Below are 14938 nucleotides of genomic sequence, written 5' to 3'. Positions count from 1 at the left end.
ACCATCGATCCCCGCTAACCACCCGCCCATTCTTGGGGAGTAGCCACCCGCCGTTTCAGCGGGGCCTTCGTCAACATACTTGGTCGATCTGGTTTCAGGTCGCCATGGCGAAGGCAGCGGATCGTGCATCCGCCCGGCAAGACCAACGATGACATGTTTCCCGGTCGGGCCGGGGGAACGTGCGTCGTTGTCTGTCCACTCGGCCCGCCCAGGAATTTTCATGGCTGGAATGCTCACTCTCGGTGCCCTCGGGCTCGGACTGTCGGTCGATGCCTTTGCCGCTGCGGTCGGCAAGGGTGCCGCGATCGGGCAGCCGAAACTGCGCGACGCGCTGCGCATCGGTATCGTCTTCGGGGCCTTCGAGGCGCTGATGCCCGCGCTCGGCTGGGTGATCGGCAAGGCGGTGGCGACCTGGTTCGCCCAATATGGCGGCTGGATCGCCTTCGCGCTGCTCGTCGGCGTCGGCGGGCACATGATGTGGGAAGCCTGGCATGGCGATCTTGCCGAGGGCCATGACGATGACGAGAAGACGAAGAGCGGCGGGATGCTCGGCGTCGCGCTGACCGCCGTCGCCACCTCGATCGACGCGCTGGCGGTGGGCGTCAGCCTCGCGGTGATGGGCGTGCCGCTGCTCGCGGCCTGCATCGTCATCGGTGCCGTCACCACGGTGATCGCCACCGGCGGCGTGATGCTCGGCAAACATGCCGGTCTCTGGCTGGGCCGCTATGCCGAGATCGCGGGCGGTGCGGTGCTGATCCTGATCGGCGCGGCGATTCCGATCCAGCAGCTGCTGGTCAAAGGCTGACGCCAAACCGGCCGGTCAGGCGGCGGCGGGCAGGTCCACCGTCACCGCCAGCCCGCCGCCGTCGCGATTCTCGGCGCGGATCGAGCCGCCATGCGCCTGCGCGATCAGGCGGGCGATGGCGAGCCCGAGCCCGAGCCCGCCGGTCGACCGGCTGCGCGACGGCTCGTGCCGCTCGAACGGCTCGAACATCCGATCCAGTTCCTCTTCGGGAATGCCCGGCCCGCGATCGACGACGATGAGCCGGGCGCGATCGATGTCGCGGCACACGATGAGCTCGGCGCTGCCGGCATATTTCAGCGCATTGTCGATCAGGTTCTGCAACAGCCGTTCCAGGGCCGAACGATCGCCGCTGACGATGATACGTTCGATCTCCGAGATCGCGACCGACGAGCCGGTGTCGGTCGCCTCGCCCGCCAATCTGCGCGCGAGCGCCGCGAGATCGACCGGCTGGCGCTCGCCCATGCCGACATCGCCGCGCAGGAATCCGATCGTCGCGGCGACCATCTCGCGCATCTGCTCGATGTCGGCCTGCACCGGCCCGCGGATCTTCTCCGGCGCCGCCTCGATGCGGAAGGCGATGCGGGCGAGCGGCGTGCGCAGATCATGCGCGATCGCCCCGATCATCGCGGCCCGCTCGCGCATGTTGGTGCGCAGGCGCCCATGCATCGCGTTGAGGGCCTTGGCGGTCAGTTGCAGCTCGGCCGGGCCTTCGGCGGGCACCGGCGGCGCATCGCGATCATGGTCGATCCGCTCGACCGCTTCGGCCAGCCGGCGGATCGGCCGGGTCAGGCGGCGCGCGAACATCCAGGCGAAGGGGATCATCGCCAGTGCAGTCAGCCCGAACCAGATCATCGTGCGCTGCTGCCAGACGCTGATCCACGACGGCGGCGGCGTCCGCAGGATGTTCCAGCCACCGCCGGGATCGCGCACCCCGGCGAGCACCGTATTGAAGAAATAGGGCTGGCCATGCCGGATTGGCACCGCGCCGGCGCCCGACGTGCGGGAGAAGGGAAACACCTCCGCCTGGTCGGCCAGGAAGAAGATCCGCACCTGCCCGATCGGCCGGGCCAGCTGATAGGCCAGCCGCGCCGTGATCGAAGGATCGGAAATCATGCCATTGTCGGGCGCCGGCTCGTCCGCGCTGTGCCGGACGACCAGCGCGCTGTCCGCCCCCGGATCGAACGCCAGCCGTTCCGCGATCTCGGTCATGGTATAGAAATCGGGGCGCGGTGCCGGCAGGTAGATGATCAGCAGGACGGAGACGAGTTGCGCCGTCATCAGGCCGGCGATCAGCAATATCAGCGTCTGCCAGAACAGGGGCAGCGACCGGAAGCGCATCAGCTCTCCTCGGGCCGCAGTGCCAGCATATAGCCTTCGTTGCGGATCGTGCGGATCGGATCGCCGGGCCCGAGCTTCTTGCGCAACCGGCTGATCGTGACGTCGATGGCGCGATCGAACACGTCCGCGTCCGATCCCTTGGCCAGCTCGATCAGCGTATCGCGCGACAGCACGCGCTGCGCGCGATCGAGGAAGGCGGTGAGCACCCGGAATTCGGCGTCGGTGAGCGGCGCTGCCGGATAGCCCTGCCGGAACAGCGTGCGTTCGACCAGATCCAGCGACCAGTCGCCGAAGCGACGACGCGGGGTGCCGCTGCCGGGCACCGCCACCAGCGCCACCTCGTCGCCCCGCGTGGTCCGGCGCAGCAGCGCACGAACGCGGGCGAGCAGTTCGCGCGGGTTGCAGGGCTTGGACAGATAGTCGTCCGCGCCGACTTCGAGGCCGACGATGCGATCGACATCCTCGCCCATCGCCGACAGCATGATCACCGGCGTGCGATCGCGCCCGCGCATCCGGCGCAGCACCGAAAGCCCGTCCTCGCCCGGCATCATCAGATCCAGGATCACGCAATCATAGCGCTGGCGGGACAGCGCCGCATCCATGCCCTCGGCATCGGCGGCGGTGTCCACGTCGATATGATGGTCGCGCAGGAAGGCCGCGATCAGGTCGCGCAGATCGGCGTCGTCGTCGACCACCAGCAGGCGGGGGGGCGTGGGTTCGTTCATCGATGTTGCTTATCGGCGGCCGCGCGGCATGCGTCGATATCCATTTGCGAAGGAGACTTCGCCAGCGTGTCATAGGTGAGATAGCCGCGATGGGCGGTATCGAGCAGCGGCCAGCGATTGACCGCCGCCTGGTCGAGCTCGGCGCGCGAGACCCCGCGATTGAGATCGAAATCCGCCGATACGATCGGCTGCGGGATGTTGAGCGAGGCCCACAGGCCCGCGCCATAAGGCGCCTCATAATCGGCCCGTCGCCGTGCGGCCGCCTTGGCGTCGTGCTTCTGCTCACGGGTATGCGGCCGTTTGTCCTGCCCGCGCTGGTAGAGCTTGATCTCCGGCGCGACGACATTCTCGTAATAGGACATCTCGTCCGGGTCGATCTCGCCCGACCGATCCTTGTCCAGCGTCGCGAAGAAGCGATCCGAATCGGCCTGCATCTCGGCGAGCGTGAGCCGGCCGTCATGATCGGCATCGGCGCGATCGAACCACAGCTTCATCGGATCGGTGAAACCGTCGGTGCGGAACGGCTCGCCCATCGGGGCGATATAGGTCTTGGCGAAGGGCGGCCCGCAGCCGATCGCGCCATTGACGACGATCGCCTGCTCGACCGGCGCCTGCTCGGCCGGCGCCTGCACGCCCGCCGCCTGCCATGCGAGAAACAGCGTCCAGATCATTCGTGGCGAAGCGCGTCGATCGGGTTGAGCGCCGCCGCCCGACGCGCGGGGAAATAGCCGAACACGATCCCGATCAGGCCGGAGAACAGGAAGGCGAACAAATTGGTCCACGGATCGAACACGAACGGCACCTTGATCACCTGCGACAGGCCCAAGGAGGCGAGCAGGGCCAGGACCAGCCCGATCAGCCCGCCGAGGCAGGACAGCACGACCGCCTCGACCAGGAATTGCAGCATCACCTCGCGCGCCACCGCGCCGATCGCCAGGCGGATGCCGATCTCGCGGGTGCGCTCGGTCACCGACACCAGCATGATGTTCATGATGCCGATGCCGCCGACCAGCAGCGAGATCGCCGCCACCGCGCTGACGATCGCGGTCAGCACGTTGGTGATGCCGGACAGCGTGTCGGCGATCTGCTTGTTGTCGAAGATCATGAAATCGTCGAGCTTGCCGCCGCGGATGTTGCGGCGCTCGCGCAGCAGCGCGGCGATCGATTCCTGCACGTCGGCACTGTCATAGGCCGGGTCCGCCGCGACGATGATCGCGCGGATATCCTGGTTGCCGCTGAACCGACGCTGCACCGCCTTGATCGGCATGACGACGGTATCGTCGGCATCCTGCCCGAAACCGCCCTGCCCGCGCGTATCGAGCACGCCGATCACCTGGCAATCGACCGCGCCGAGCCGGAGCCGGGTGCCGACCGGCTCCTCGTGCGGATAGAGGTTGGTCTTCACCGTGTTGCCGAGCAGGCAGACCGACTTGCCGGCCTCCTCCTCGCCATCGCTGAACCGGCGGCCATCGGCGATCTTCCAGTTCTGCGCGTCGAGATAGGCATTGGTGGTGCCGTTGACGGTCGTCGACCAGTTGGCGGCGTTATGGACCGCCGATGCCGACGCCTGCGCCTGCGGGGCGACCGAGGTCACCCCGGTCACCTGATCGCGGATCGCATCGAGATCGGCATATTTGAACGGCGGCGGCGTCTCCCCGCCGCCGCCGCGCCCGGCGCCCTGCCCCGGCAGCACCGTCAGGATGTTGGCGCCGAGGCTGGAGACCTGATCGTGGACGGACTGGGTGGCGCCCTTGCCCAGCGTCACCATCGTCACCACCGCGAAGACGCCGATGACGATGCCGAGCACGGTCAGGCAGGAGCGCAAAATGTGTCGCCGGATCGCCCGCAGCGCGAGCAGGGAGGTGGTGGCGATCAATCGCGCCGAGGACGCACGGCGCGGCGGCGGCGGGGCGGCGGAGAAATCGCTCATGCCGCCTTCCTCTCGATCGATTCGACCAGCCCGTCGCGGAAATGGACGATGGTGCGGGCGAAGGCCGCCATCTCGGCCTCATGGGTGACCATCAGCACGGTGATGCCATTGTCCCGGTTGAGGCTGGTCAGCAACTCCATGATCTCGATCGAGCGTTCGGAATCGAGATTGCCGGTGGGTTCGTCGGCGAGCAGCACGTCCGGGTGGGTGACGATCGCGCGGGCGATGGCGACGCGCTGCTGCTGACCGCCCGACAGTTCGGCCGGTGTGTGCTTCGCCCAATCGACCAGCCCGACCTTGTCGAGTGCCGCCAGCGCCATCTCGCGCCGGGTCCAGCGGTCCTCGCCGCGATAGAGCAGCGGCAGCTCGACATTCTCCAGCGCGGTGGTGCGGGCCAGCAGGTTGAAGCCCTGGAACACGAAGCCGAGATAGCGGCGACGGAGCAGCGCCCGCTGGTCCCGGCCCAGGCTTTCGACATGATGGCCGCGAAACAGGAAATTGCCGCTGGTCGGCACGTCGAGGCAGCCGAGGATGTTCATCGTCGTCGATTTGCCGGAGCCGGACGGCCCCATGACGGCCATGAAATCACCGGCCTCGATATCGAGATCGATGCCCTTGAGAGCCTGGAAGGCCGCCTCCCCCGCGCCGAACCGCTTGGTGACGCCCTTCAGCCGGATCAGCGGCGCCGCCACCGGATCACTTGCCCTTTACGGCGAGGCGGCCGGTGATCACCTGCATCCCCGGCTTCACATCGGGCCCGGATACGGCGGTCGATGTGCCATTGGTGCTGCCGACGACGACGTTCACCGCCTTGGGATCGCCCTTGCCGTCCAGCACATAGACGGTCTGCTGGCTGCCGCGCCCGATAGCGGCCTTCTTCTCCTGGCCCGCCACGCCGAAGCCACCGCTGCCCTGCTTCGGGCCGCCCAGCTGGAAGGCGCCCCCCGTATCGCTCTTCCAGCCATCCGGCGTGAAGCGCAGCGCCGCATTGGGGATCAGCAGCTGGTTGTGCTGCACCGAGGCCAGCACGCTCGCCGTCGCGGTCATGCCGGGGCGGAGCACCAGATCCGGGTTCGCGACCGTCAGCGAGGCGGTATAGGCGACCACCGTGGTCGAGGCGTTGGTGGTCGTGCCGGCGCTGTTGACCGTCGGCGTGGCGTTGGCGCCGAGATCGATGCGCGTCACATGGCCGGTGAAGGTGCGGCCCGGATAGGCGTCGACGGTGAAGGTCGCGCTGTCGCCGACCCGCACGTCGCCGACGTCGGCCTCGTCGACCTTCACGTCGAGCTTCATGTTGGTCAGATCTTCGGCGATCGTGAACAGGGTGGCGACGTTGAACGACGCCGCCACGGTCTGCCCGGGCTCGACCTGGCGCGAGAGCACGACGCCGTCGACCGGCGCGTAGATCGTCGCCTTGGACAGGCTGGTCTGGTTGGTCGAGACGCTGGCGCGGGCCTGCGCGACCTGCGCCTGCGCCGCCTTCAGATTGGCGATCGCGCGCTCGGCGTCGCCGCGTGCGGTATCGAGTTCGGTCGCCGACGGCACCTTGCCACCGGACAGGCGCGCGACCTCCTGATAGCGACGCAGCGTCGCGCTCGATTGGTCGACCGTCGCCTGGTTCTGCGCCACCGTCGCCTGCGCGGCGAGCAAAGTGGCCTGGCTCTGCACCAGCGCATCCTTCAGCCGCGACGGATCGAGCTGGGCGAGCGGTTCGCCCTTGGTGACATGATCGTTGTTCTGCACGAACACGTCGACGACGATGCCCGATTCCTCCGAACCGACATTGACCTGCTTGGTCGGCGTGAGATTGCCCGTCGCCGAGACCGAGACCGAAAGATCGCCCCGCTTCACCGCCACCGTCGAATAATGGGTGCGCTCATGCGCGCTCGAAACGCAGCGGACGACGAGCAGCAGCACCAATATCACCGCGACGCCGATGGCGATCCGGCGGGCGATGCGGCGGCCGCTATGGCTCGTCTCGATGCCGAGGAAGCTATCGATATCGGTGTCAGGGGCCGTGCTGGGCTGGTCCACGTCAGGGCCTTTCGGTCGGCTGGGTATCGGCTGGGTGAATGGGAGACGGCGTCTCCGCAAGATCCGGTATCTCGATCTGCGCGGGGACGCCGGGCATGGCGGTGCCGGGCAGCGGCGCCGCCTGCCAGCCACCGCCGAGCGCCTTGTAGAGCTGGACGAGCGCGGTCGCACGGTCGGCGCGGGCCTGGGCCAGGCTGTCCTGGCTGGAAAGCAGGGTGCGCTGCGAATCGAGCAGGGTCTGGAAGTCGATCAGGCCGGCGCGATACTGGCTTTCCGCGTAGATCAGCGCCGCCCGCGAATCGTCGACCGCCGCGCCCAGCGTCACCACCCGGCGCCGGCTGTTGGCCAGCGAGACCAGCGCATTTTCGACGTCCGACAGCGCGGTCAGCACCGCCTTGTGATAATTGGCGAGCGCGAGGTCGGCGCCGCCGCGGGCATTTTCGATCTGCGCGCGGATCGCGCCGCCATCGAAGATCGGCGCGCTGACCGAGGCGAGCAAGGTGCCGGTGAGGAAGGTGCCGATATCGCCGATCGCGGTGCCGTTGCCACCGAGCGAGCCCGACAGCTTGAGCGTGGGATAGAGCTGCGCCTTGGCGACGCCGATGCGGGCCGTCGCCGCCGCCAGCGTGCGTTCGGCGGCGCGCACGTCGGGCCGCTGCGCCAGCATCGCCACCGGAATATCGACGCCGAGCGCGCGATCGGCGACCGGCACCGGCCGCGGCGGATCGAAGCCGGCGCTCACCGATCCGGGCGCCTGCCCGGTGAGGGTCGCCAGCGCGTTCAGCGACTGGGCCAGGCTGGTCTCCAGCGACGGGATGGTCGCCGCGGTCTGCTCCTGCTGCGCCTTCGCCTGCGCGAGATCGAGGCCGGAGACCAGCCCCGCCTTCACCCGCCAGCCGACCAGCTGGACGGTCTCGTCCTGGCTCTTCAGGTTGGAGCGCGCGATCGCCAGCCGCTCCTGCGCGGAGCGGGCGTCGATATAATCCAGCGCCACCTCGGCGACGATGGTGCGCTGGGTATCGCGCAAGGTCTCGGCCGAGCTGGCATAATCGCCCTTGGCCGCCTCGATCGAACGCCGCACGCCACCGAACAGATCGACCTCATAAGCGGCATCCAGCCCGGCATTGACCTGGTTGTAGCTGCCTTCGGTCGCGAACGAGGTGCCGCCGGTGCCGCCCGGCGTGGCGATGAAGGTGCTCTGCCCCTTGCCGAGCAGCGCGGTACGCCCGCCCGAGCCGTTGACGTTCAAGGTCGGGAACAGGGCGGCGCGCGCCTGCTTATATTGCGCGCGCGCCTGGCGCAGCTGCGCCCCCGCCGCCTCGATATCCGGATTGGCGGCCAGCGCCTTCTCGATCAGCGTATCCAGCATGGGATCGCCGAGCGCCGCCCACCAGGTCGCCAGCTCCTGCTCGCTCGGCGCCTCGGCCCCCGGGGCGACATCGGTCGCATAGTGATCGGGCACGCCCATGCGCCCCGCCGACGGCGGCCGATAATCGGGGCCGACCGTGCATCCCGACAGGACGAGCATGAAGGCCGTCGTCGTCGCGATCGCCGCGCCGCCAAACGTCTTGCCCCTGGTTACGATCGTGCCGGCTGGCATGTCGGCTCTATACACCCCTATTGCTGCAACGCCCTGATAGCGCGCCCTATCGCAGATGCGAAAGCCTTGTTGCGTTCGCCCCGTCGCTTCGCCGGTCACGACCGATATGGCATGGATTCCGCGATCTGCCGCAAAATATGAAGCGGCAACCGTTCCGATCAGCAGATTCCCGTGGTCTTCGGGCGCGATTCAGGGCAAAATCGGCGTCCTGTACACGCTTCCTTAGCGCTCGTTAGCCATAGCGTCGGGCGCAATACCCTTCTGGCTGCCACTGCGAAGCGGAACGCGACACTATGGACCTGCCCCTGATCCGACCAAACCCTCCCAAGCTGAGCCAGCTCGTCACCGGGCTGCAGGCGATCGAAGCTTCGGGGACGTTCAGCAACAATGGTCCGGTCGCGCGCCGGTTCGAGGCAGCCATAACCGAGCATCTGTTCGGGGGACAGGGCGCGTGCCTCGCCGTCGCCAACGCGACCCTCGGCCTGATGATCGCGCTGCGCTATGCGACGCTGGGGCAGGATGAGACGCGCAAGCTCGCATTGATGCCCGCCTTCACCTTTGCCGCCACCGCGCAGGCGGCCGAATGGGCCGGGCTCACGCCGCTGCTCGCCGATTGCGATCCGGACGACTGGGCACTGTGCCCCAAGGCCGAGGAGCGCCTGCTCGCCGATTATGGCCGCCGCATCGCCGCGATCGTGCCCTACGCCACCTTCGGCAATGCGATCGACCTCGACCGCTACGCCTGGCTCGCCCGCCGGCATGACGTCGCGATCGTGATCGATGCTGCCGCGTCGCTGGGTTCGCTGGACAGCGAGGGCCGCGGCTTCGGCACCGGCGCGCCCTTCCCGGTGGTCTATTCGATGCACGCGACCAAGACCTTCTCGACATCCGAAGGCGGCCTGATCCATTGCGCCGACACCGCTATGATCGAGAAATTGCGGTCGATGGCCAATTTCGGCTTCGAGGGCAGCCGTTCGGCGACCTTGCCGGGAATCAACGCCAAGTTGGCCGAAGTCTCCGCGCTGATCGCCGAAGCCAAGCTCGGCGATATCAAGACGATTGCGCAGCATCGCGAGGCCCTGGCCAACCGCTATCGCGAGCGGCTGGCCGCCTTCTCGCTCCAGCGCCCGAGCGGCCATGGCCAGGCGATGCAGTTCATGGCGGTGCTGCTGCCCGGCGCGCTCGCCGCACATCGTCCGGCGATCATCGAGAAGCTGGCTGCGGTCGGCATCGGGGCCGGCACCTATTTCAGCCCGCATCTCGGCGAACAGCCCTGGTTCCGCGAAAGCTGCGTGATCGACCCGCTGCCCGTCACCGACGACATTGCCCGGCGGATGCTGGTGCTGCCTGTCACCGACGACATGACGTCGAACGACGTCGATCGCGTCGCGGACAGCCTGATCGCGATCTGCGCGACCCTGCCCCGCGCCAGCATCGCCGCCGCGCCGCTCCGCGATCGCGTGCTGGGCACGGTCGTGATCGGCGGCGGACCGGGCGGCACCGCGCTGCTTTGTGCCGCCGGCAAGGCCGGCAAGCTCGATGCGCTGGCCAGCGCCGGATTCGCGATGATCGATCGCGGTGCCGCCATCGGCGCCGGCCGCCTCGGCGCCTACGAGATCACGTCGGACAGTTCGGCCGAAACCTTCCTCACCGCCGACAGCGCGCTCCCCGCCGGGCTCGCCATCGCCGACGAGCCGACCGGTCAGGCGATCGCCGAACATAAGGGCGCGCTCGGCGTGCCGTTGCCGAAGGTCGGTGCCTATCTCGATCGGCTCGGCGAGATTCTCGATCAGCGGCTGCGTTCGCTGGGCGGCACCGTGCTCAACGGCCACGAGGTCGTCTCCTCGCAGCGCACCGCCGATGGCCTGTGGCGGACGCGCGCGCGGCGGATCGCGGACGGTGGTTCGATCGAATTGCTCTCCCGTTCGATCGTGGTGGCGACCGGCGGCCATCAGCCCGCAATCCGATTGGCCGAGGAGAAGGTCGCCGGCATGTCGCTGGTCGAGCGGTGTGGCAATCGGCTGATCCAGTCGGACACGCTGCTCGCGACCGGCGGCATCGAGGCGGTGCGCGAGCGGCTGCCCGAGGGCCGTGCGATCCGCATCGCGATCGTCGGCGGATCGACCAGCGCGGTGACAGCCGCGGTGCGATTGCTCAAGGCCTCTCTGCCGCTCGATCCGGGCGGCATCGCGCTGCTCCATCTCCGGCCGCTTCGCCCCTTTTATCCCTCGGCCGATGCCGCCCATGCGGACGGCTATACCGATTTCGGCGCGGACGACATCTGCCCGGTCTCCGGCTTCGTCTACCGACTCGGCGGCTTCCGGCTGGAGGCCCGCGAGCTGGTGATCCATACCCTCGGCATCGGCGGGCGCGTCGGCGATCCGCGCCTGCAGACTCATCAATTGACCGGTGACGATGACGCCACGGCGGTTGATCTGCTCGAGCGGGCGGATCTCGTCGTCGCCGCCTTCGGCTATCAGCCGCACGCGCTGCCGCTGATCGACGAGCGCGGCCGCGCGATCCGGCTGCGCTGCGAGGGTCCGGTGCGCGGGCCCATGGTCGACGATCTTTGCCGGATCGCCGACAGCGACGGCATCGCGGTGCCCGGCGCCTATGGCATCGGCCTTGCCGCGGGCTTCGTGCCCCATGGCAGGCTGGGCGGCGAAGCCAGCTTCCAGGGGCAAGCCAACGGGCTGTGGCTGTGGCAGAATGATGTCGGCCGGTTGATCCTCGATCAGATCCTGGCGGCGGCCGACGGGAAGATGGACACCCAGCGCGCCGTGGCATGAGCAGAAGCGAAACGCCTTCATGCCCCACCATCAGCGTGGTGATGGCCGCCTATAATGGCAGCGCCTTCATCCGCGAGACGATCGAAGGAGTGCTGGCACAGAGTGTCGCCGATTTCGAGATCATCGTCGCCGACGACGCCTCGAAGGACGATACGCTGGCGGTGCTCGCCACGATCGACGATCCCCGCCTGCGGGTGCTGCCTGCCGAGCGCAACGGCGGCCCGGCGGTAGCGCGCACGCGGGCGATGGCGGTGGCGCGAGGGCGCTTCATCGTGGGATTGGATCAGGACGATCTGTGCAGCCCCGATCGCTTCGAGAAGCAGCTCGCCTATCTCGATGCCCACGCCGACGTGGCGCTGGTCGCCTCGACCATCGAGATGTTCGAGGGCGATCGCATCCGCCGCGATCCCTATCCCGATCTCGTCGATCCGAGCGAGATCGACTGGATGATGCTGCTGATCAATCCGCTCGCCTGGTCGACCACGATGATGCGCGCGGAGGCGGCGCGCGCGCTCGATCCGTTCGAGCGTGACGAAATGCGCTTCGCCGAGGATTTCGATCTCTACACCCGTATCCGCGCGCATGGCCGGATCGGACGGATCGCCGAACCGCTGGTCCGCTACCGTCTTCATGCCGGGGGCGCGTCGCAGGCCTATGAAGAGGGTATGATCCAGTCCGCCGGCAAGGTGCTGGCGCAGCGCTATGCACCGCTGTTCGGCAGCGATGCCATGGATTCGGCGCTGCTGATGAGCCGCCATGCCGGTGCCAGCTATGCCCCTGCCGATGCGCCGACCCTCGCCCGCTGCGGCACGATCATCGCCCGGCTGCTGGAGGCGCATGGCGCCATCGCGCCAGCCTTCGCCCGGTCGAGCAGCGCCGCCCTGTGGTGGCGCATGGCCCGATCCGGCCTGCGCGCAGGCCGCTATGGCGTCGGCGACGTCGCCCGCGCTCGCCCGGACTTCGCGCCGCTGGCCGCGACGGGCAAGCGTGCCATCGCGCGCGACGCCGCGATCGGCGCCGCACGCAGGCTCCTCAGCCCCCGATCGTGACGCTCGCCACGCCCGGCTGATCGGGTAGGGAGACGTGCAGCACGCCGCCGGAATCGATACTGACCGGCAGGTTTTGGCCCCCCATGCTGGCGTGGGCGGCGCCTTTCCAACCATAGACACTGACCGTCAGAGTCTTCCACCATGGCTTCCAACTGCCGTCGCGTTTGGCGAAAGCGAGGGTCATCCCCTTCGGCGTCATGGTGCAGCTCAAGGGCTGCCGCAGATAGGCCCCATGCTGATAACCGAGGCTGTGGCCATCGTCGGCATAGAGCGTGCCCGCGCAGTTCGGCCCGGCGTAGACCGCCAGTTCCAGCGGGCCGTTGGGTGTTTCCATCGTGCTTTGCACGAGCGGCTGGCGGGGCAGGATGGTGCCGGCCCGGATATAGACCGGCAGGCGATCCAGTTGTGGCGTCTCATGCACCCTGGCCGGCGCGGCCTGGCCCGTCCAATAGTCGTACCAGCCGCCTTTGGGCAGGCAGATGTCGTAGCTTTCGGGGCTCTCGGGCTGGTTCGGCGGCGCCACCAGCAGCCTGTCGCCGACCAGGAAATCGTTACTGGTGTCGCACGACGCGGTCAGCGCCTCGGGGTAGGTCATGAACAGCGGCCGCATCATCGGCAGGCCGGTGCGCGCGGTCTCGTCGGCGACCGCGTAGAGATAGGGCATCAGCCGGTAGCGCGCTTCGATATAGCGCCTGCGGATCGCCTCATGCTGCGGCCCGTGGACCCACACCTCCTGATGCGGCGTACCGATGGTGGTGTGATCGCGGAAGATCGGCTGGAACGCCGCGACCTCGATCCAGCGGGTCAGCAGATCGGCGGACGGCACGCCCGCGAAGCCGCCGACGTCGGCGCCGGACCAGGCGAAGCCCGATAATCCGAGATTGACGATCTGCGACACCGATAGGCGCAGATGATTCCAGCTCGACGTGTTGTCGCCGGTCCAGGTCGCGGCATAGCGCTGGCCGCCGGCGTAGCTGGCGCGGGTCAGCACGAACGGCCGCTCGTCGGGCGCGAGCTTGAGCAGCCCTTCGTAGGTCGCCCGGCTATTCTCCATGCCGTAGACATTATGGATCTCGGCGTGGGTGGCGGTGCGGGTCGCGAAGCCCGGCTCCTCGATGCGGTGGCGGTTGTCGAGCGGCATCGTCTTGGTCGGCGTGTCGAACACCGCCGGCTCGTTCATGTCGTTCCAGAAGCCGGCGACGCCATCGGTGACGAAGCCCTTATAGAGGCCGCCCCACCAGTCGCGGGTCTTCGCCCGGGTGAAGTCCGGGAACACCGACGGCCCCGGCCAGACCGGCGCGACATAGAGATTGCCGGCGGCATTCTTGACGAAATCGTCGCCCGCCATGCCGGTATCATAGGGCACATAACCCTGATGGGGCGCGGCGGCGATATGGAGATCGGTGATCGTGACGAGGCGGATGCCCTGCCCCTTCAGATCCTTCACCAGCCCCGGCAGATCGGGGAAGGTCTTGCCGTCGACGGTGAAGGGGCGGTTGCGATCCTGGTAGGCGATATCGAGGTAGAGGACGTCGAGCGGCACCCTGTCGCGGCGATAATGGCCGGCGATGTCGCGCACCTCGACCGCCGACATGTAGCTGTAGCGCGATTGCTGGAAGCCCAGCGCCCAGAGCGGTGGCAGCGGCGACGGGCCGGTAAGCTTCGCATAGCGCTGCACCACGTCCTTGGTCGTCGGGCCGGCGAGGATATAATAGTCGATCGGCCCGTTTTCGGAACCGAAGCGCAGCAGCCCGCGATCGGTTCGCCCGAAATCGAAGAAGCTGCGCCATGTGTTGTCCATCAGCAGGCCCGAGGCATGGCCGTCGTTGGAAACCTGGAGGACGAAGGGAATCGATTTGTAGATCGGGTCCGTCGATTCCTGGAAGCCGAAGGCATCGGTATCCCACAGCGTGAACGCCTGACCGCGCCGGTCGAGCGGGCCGGTCTTGTCGCCGAGGCCGAAATAATGCGCGTCCTCCGGCATCTGCTGGACGAGCTGGAAGCCGTCGCCGTCCCGCACCGACGGCACCGAGGCCTCGCGATACACGCTACGGCCCGCACCGTCCGCCACGATCAGGCGCCCGGTCATCGGGTCGGCGGTGACCACCAGCGAACCCGCCGCGAAGCCGTTGGCCACCGCCCGCACCTTCACCGACGCCTGACGCACCGCCTGCGGCACCGCCCAGCTTTCATCGGCCGGCAAGACGCCGCCAAGGCCAACACGGACGCGCACGATATCGCCTTCGAGGGCGGTGATCTGCACCAGCCGCTTGCCGATGTGCAGCTCCATGCCGTCGGCCCGCGGTGTGATCGACACCGATTCTACAGGCGCGGATGCCACTGAACGCCCCGGCTCTGCCGCCTTCTTGGTCTCGGCGGGTGGCGTCACCTGCGCCATGGCCGCACTTCCGAACGCCACCGCCGCCACACCGGCCAGCATCGCGAACCTCATCCTGTCCCCTTCCCCTCAACCGACCCCGAAGGCCGACTTCTCATGATAAGCATGACCAACGCCCCCAAAAGCCAGCGCTAATTCTGCGCTGCGCGCGGTTGCGGGCGTGCCGGGCTGCGCCGCGTAAGGAACGGGACGCCCGGATGGGATGGGATGTGAGTTTGTGGAGGACGGCGCAGCATTGACGGCGGTCGCGACGCTATGGCGATATGCCGC

11 protein-coding genes and 1 riboswitch are annotated in these 14938 nt (G+C 68.1%); of the genes, 3 read left to right on the top strand and 8 right to left on the bottom strand.

The window, feature by feature from the left end; translation table 11 throughout:
- Window positions 1–22: 22 nt before the first annotated feature.
- Window positions 23–208: riboswitch (yybP-ykoY riboswitch) on the top strand.
- Between the two features lie 12 nt (window positions 209–220).
- Window positions 221–805, top strand: coding sequence for a manganese efflux pump MntP (locus PBT88_RS00530; protein ID WP_270077317.1), 585 nt, complete (start codon window positions 221–223; stop codon window positions 803–805).
- Window positions 806–820: 15 nt separating this feature from the next.
- On the opposite strand, the gene PBT88_RS00525 is transcribed toward PBT88_RS00530, so the two are convergent.
- The 7 genes from PBT88_RS00525 to PBT88_RS00495 are packed head-to-tail and all read right to left on the bottom strand — an operon-like array spanning window position 821 to window position 8432.
- Window positions 821–2143, bottom strand: coding sequence for a sensor histidine kinase (locus PBT88_RS00525; protein ID WP_270077316.1), 1323 nt, complete (start codon window positions 2141–2143; stop codon window positions 821–823).
- Window positions 2143–2868 (bottom strand): response regulator, encoded by a 726-nt coding sequence (locus tag PBT88_RS00520; RefSeq protein WP_270077315.1) that lies wholly within the window; start codon window positions 2866–2868, stop codon window positions 2143–2145. Before PBT88_RS00520 ends, PBT88_RS00525 begins: the two co-directional genes overlap by 1 nt.
- Window positions 2865–3539 (bottom strand): EF-hand domain-containing protein, encoded by a 675-nt coding sequence (locus tag PBT88_RS00515; RefSeq protein WP_270077314.1) that lies wholly within the window; start codon window positions 3537–3539, stop codon window positions 2865–2867. Before PBT88_RS00515 ends, PBT88_RS00520 begins: the two co-directional genes overlap by 4 nt.
- Complete coding sequence (locus PBT88_RS00510; RefSeq protein ID WP_270079344.1) at window positions 3536–4744, bottom strand: ABC transporter permease; 1209 nt, start codon at window positions 4742–4744, stop codon at window positions 3536–3538. The genes PBT88_RS00515 and PBT88_RS00510 overlap by 4 nt, the downstream gene beginning before the upstream one ends.
- 50 nt (window positions 4745–4794) lie before the next feature.
- Entirely contained in the window at window positions 4795–5490 is a 696-nt protein-coding gene (locus PBT88_RS00505) for an ABC transporter ATP-binding protein (RefSeq protein ID WP_270077313.1), read from the bottom strand.
- Window positions 5491–5494: 4 nt separating this feature from the next.
- Window positions 5495–6832: an efflux RND transporter periplasmic adaptor subunit gene (locus tag PBT88_RS00500; RefSeq protein ID WP_270077312.1), complete on the bottom strand. Its 1338-nt coding sequence runs from the start codon at window positions 6830–6832 to the stop codon at window positions 5495–5497.
- 1 nt (window position 6833) lies between these two features.
- Window positions 6834–8432, bottom strand: coding sequence for an efflux transporter outer membrane subunit (locus tag PBT88_RS00495; RefSeq protein WP_270077311.1), 1599 nt, complete (start codon window positions 8430–8432; stop codon window positions 6834–6836).
- A 293-nt stretch (window positions 8433–8725) separates the two neighbouring features.
- Between PBT88_RS00495 and PBT88_RS00490 the strand changes: the two genes are divergently transcribed.
- On the top strand, window positions 8726–11221 hold the full coding sequence (locus PBT88_RS00490; protein WP_270077310.1) for a DegT/DnrJ/EryC1/StrS family aminotransferase: 2496 nt from the start codon (window positions 8726–8728) through the stop codon (window positions 11219–11221).
- Window positions 11218–12270, top strand: coding sequence for a glycosyltransferase family 2 protein (locus PBT88_RS00485; protein WP_270077309.1), 1053 nt, complete (start codon window positions 11218–11220; stop codon window positions 12268–12270). Before PBT88_RS00490 ends, PBT88_RS00485 begins: the two co-directional genes overlap by 4 nt.
- Here PBT88_RS00485 and PBT88_RS00480 read toward each other — a convergent pair.
- Window positions 12254–14722 carry a glycoside hydrolase family 31 protein gene (locus tag PBT88_RS00480; RefSeq protein WP_270077308.1) on the bottom strand — a complete coding sequence of 823 codons (2469 nt, stop codon included), beginning with the start codon at window positions 14720–14722 and terminating at the stop codon, window positions 12254–12256. The genes PBT88_RS00485 and PBT88_RS00480 overlap by 17 nt on opposite strands.
- Window positions 14723–14938: the final 216 nt, after the last annotated feature.

Source organism: Sphingomonas abietis, assembly GCF_027625475.1.
GTDB classification, from domain to species: Bacteria; Pseudomonadota; Alphaproteobacteria; order Sphingomonadales; family Sphingomonadaceae; genus Solisphingomonas; species Solisphingomonas abietis.
Note: the sequence above shows the minus strand (reverse complement) of the source record. Positions and strands in the feature narration are given on the sequence as shown.

Coding starts and splice junctions, on each gene's coding strand:
- PBT88_RS00525 (WP_270077316.1), bottom strand. CDS start 2,143: ATGCGCTTCCGGTCGCTGCCCCTGTTCTGGCAGACGCTGATATTGCTG.
- PBT88_RS00530 (WP_270077317.1), top strand. CDS start 221: ATGGCTGGAATGCTCACTCTCGGTGCCCTCGGGCTCGGACTGTCGGTC.
- PBT88_RS00480 (WP_270077308.1), bottom strand. CDS start 14,722: ATGAGGTTCGCGATGCTGGCCGGTGTGGCGGCGGTGGCGTTCGGAAGT.
- PBT88_RS00520 (WP_270077315.1), bottom strand. CDS start 2,868: ATGAACGAACCCACGCCCCCCCGCCTGCTGGTGGTCGACGACGACGCC.
- PBT88_RS00490 (WP_270077310.1), top strand. CDS start 8,726: ATGGACCTGCCCCTGATCCGACCAAACCCTCCCAAGCTGAGCCAGCTC.
- PBT88_RS00485 (WP_270077309.1), top strand. CDS start 11,218: ATGAGCAGAAGCGAAACGCCTTCATGCCCCACCATCAGCGTGGTGATG.
- PBT88_RS00495 (WP_270077311.1), bottom strand. CDS start 8,432: ATGCCAGCCGGCACGATCGTAACCAGGGGCAAGACGTTTGGCGGCGCG.
- PBT88_RS00515 (WP_270077314.1), bottom strand. CDS start 3,539: ATGATCTGGACGCTGTTTCTCGCATGGCAGGCGGCGGGCGTGCAGGCG.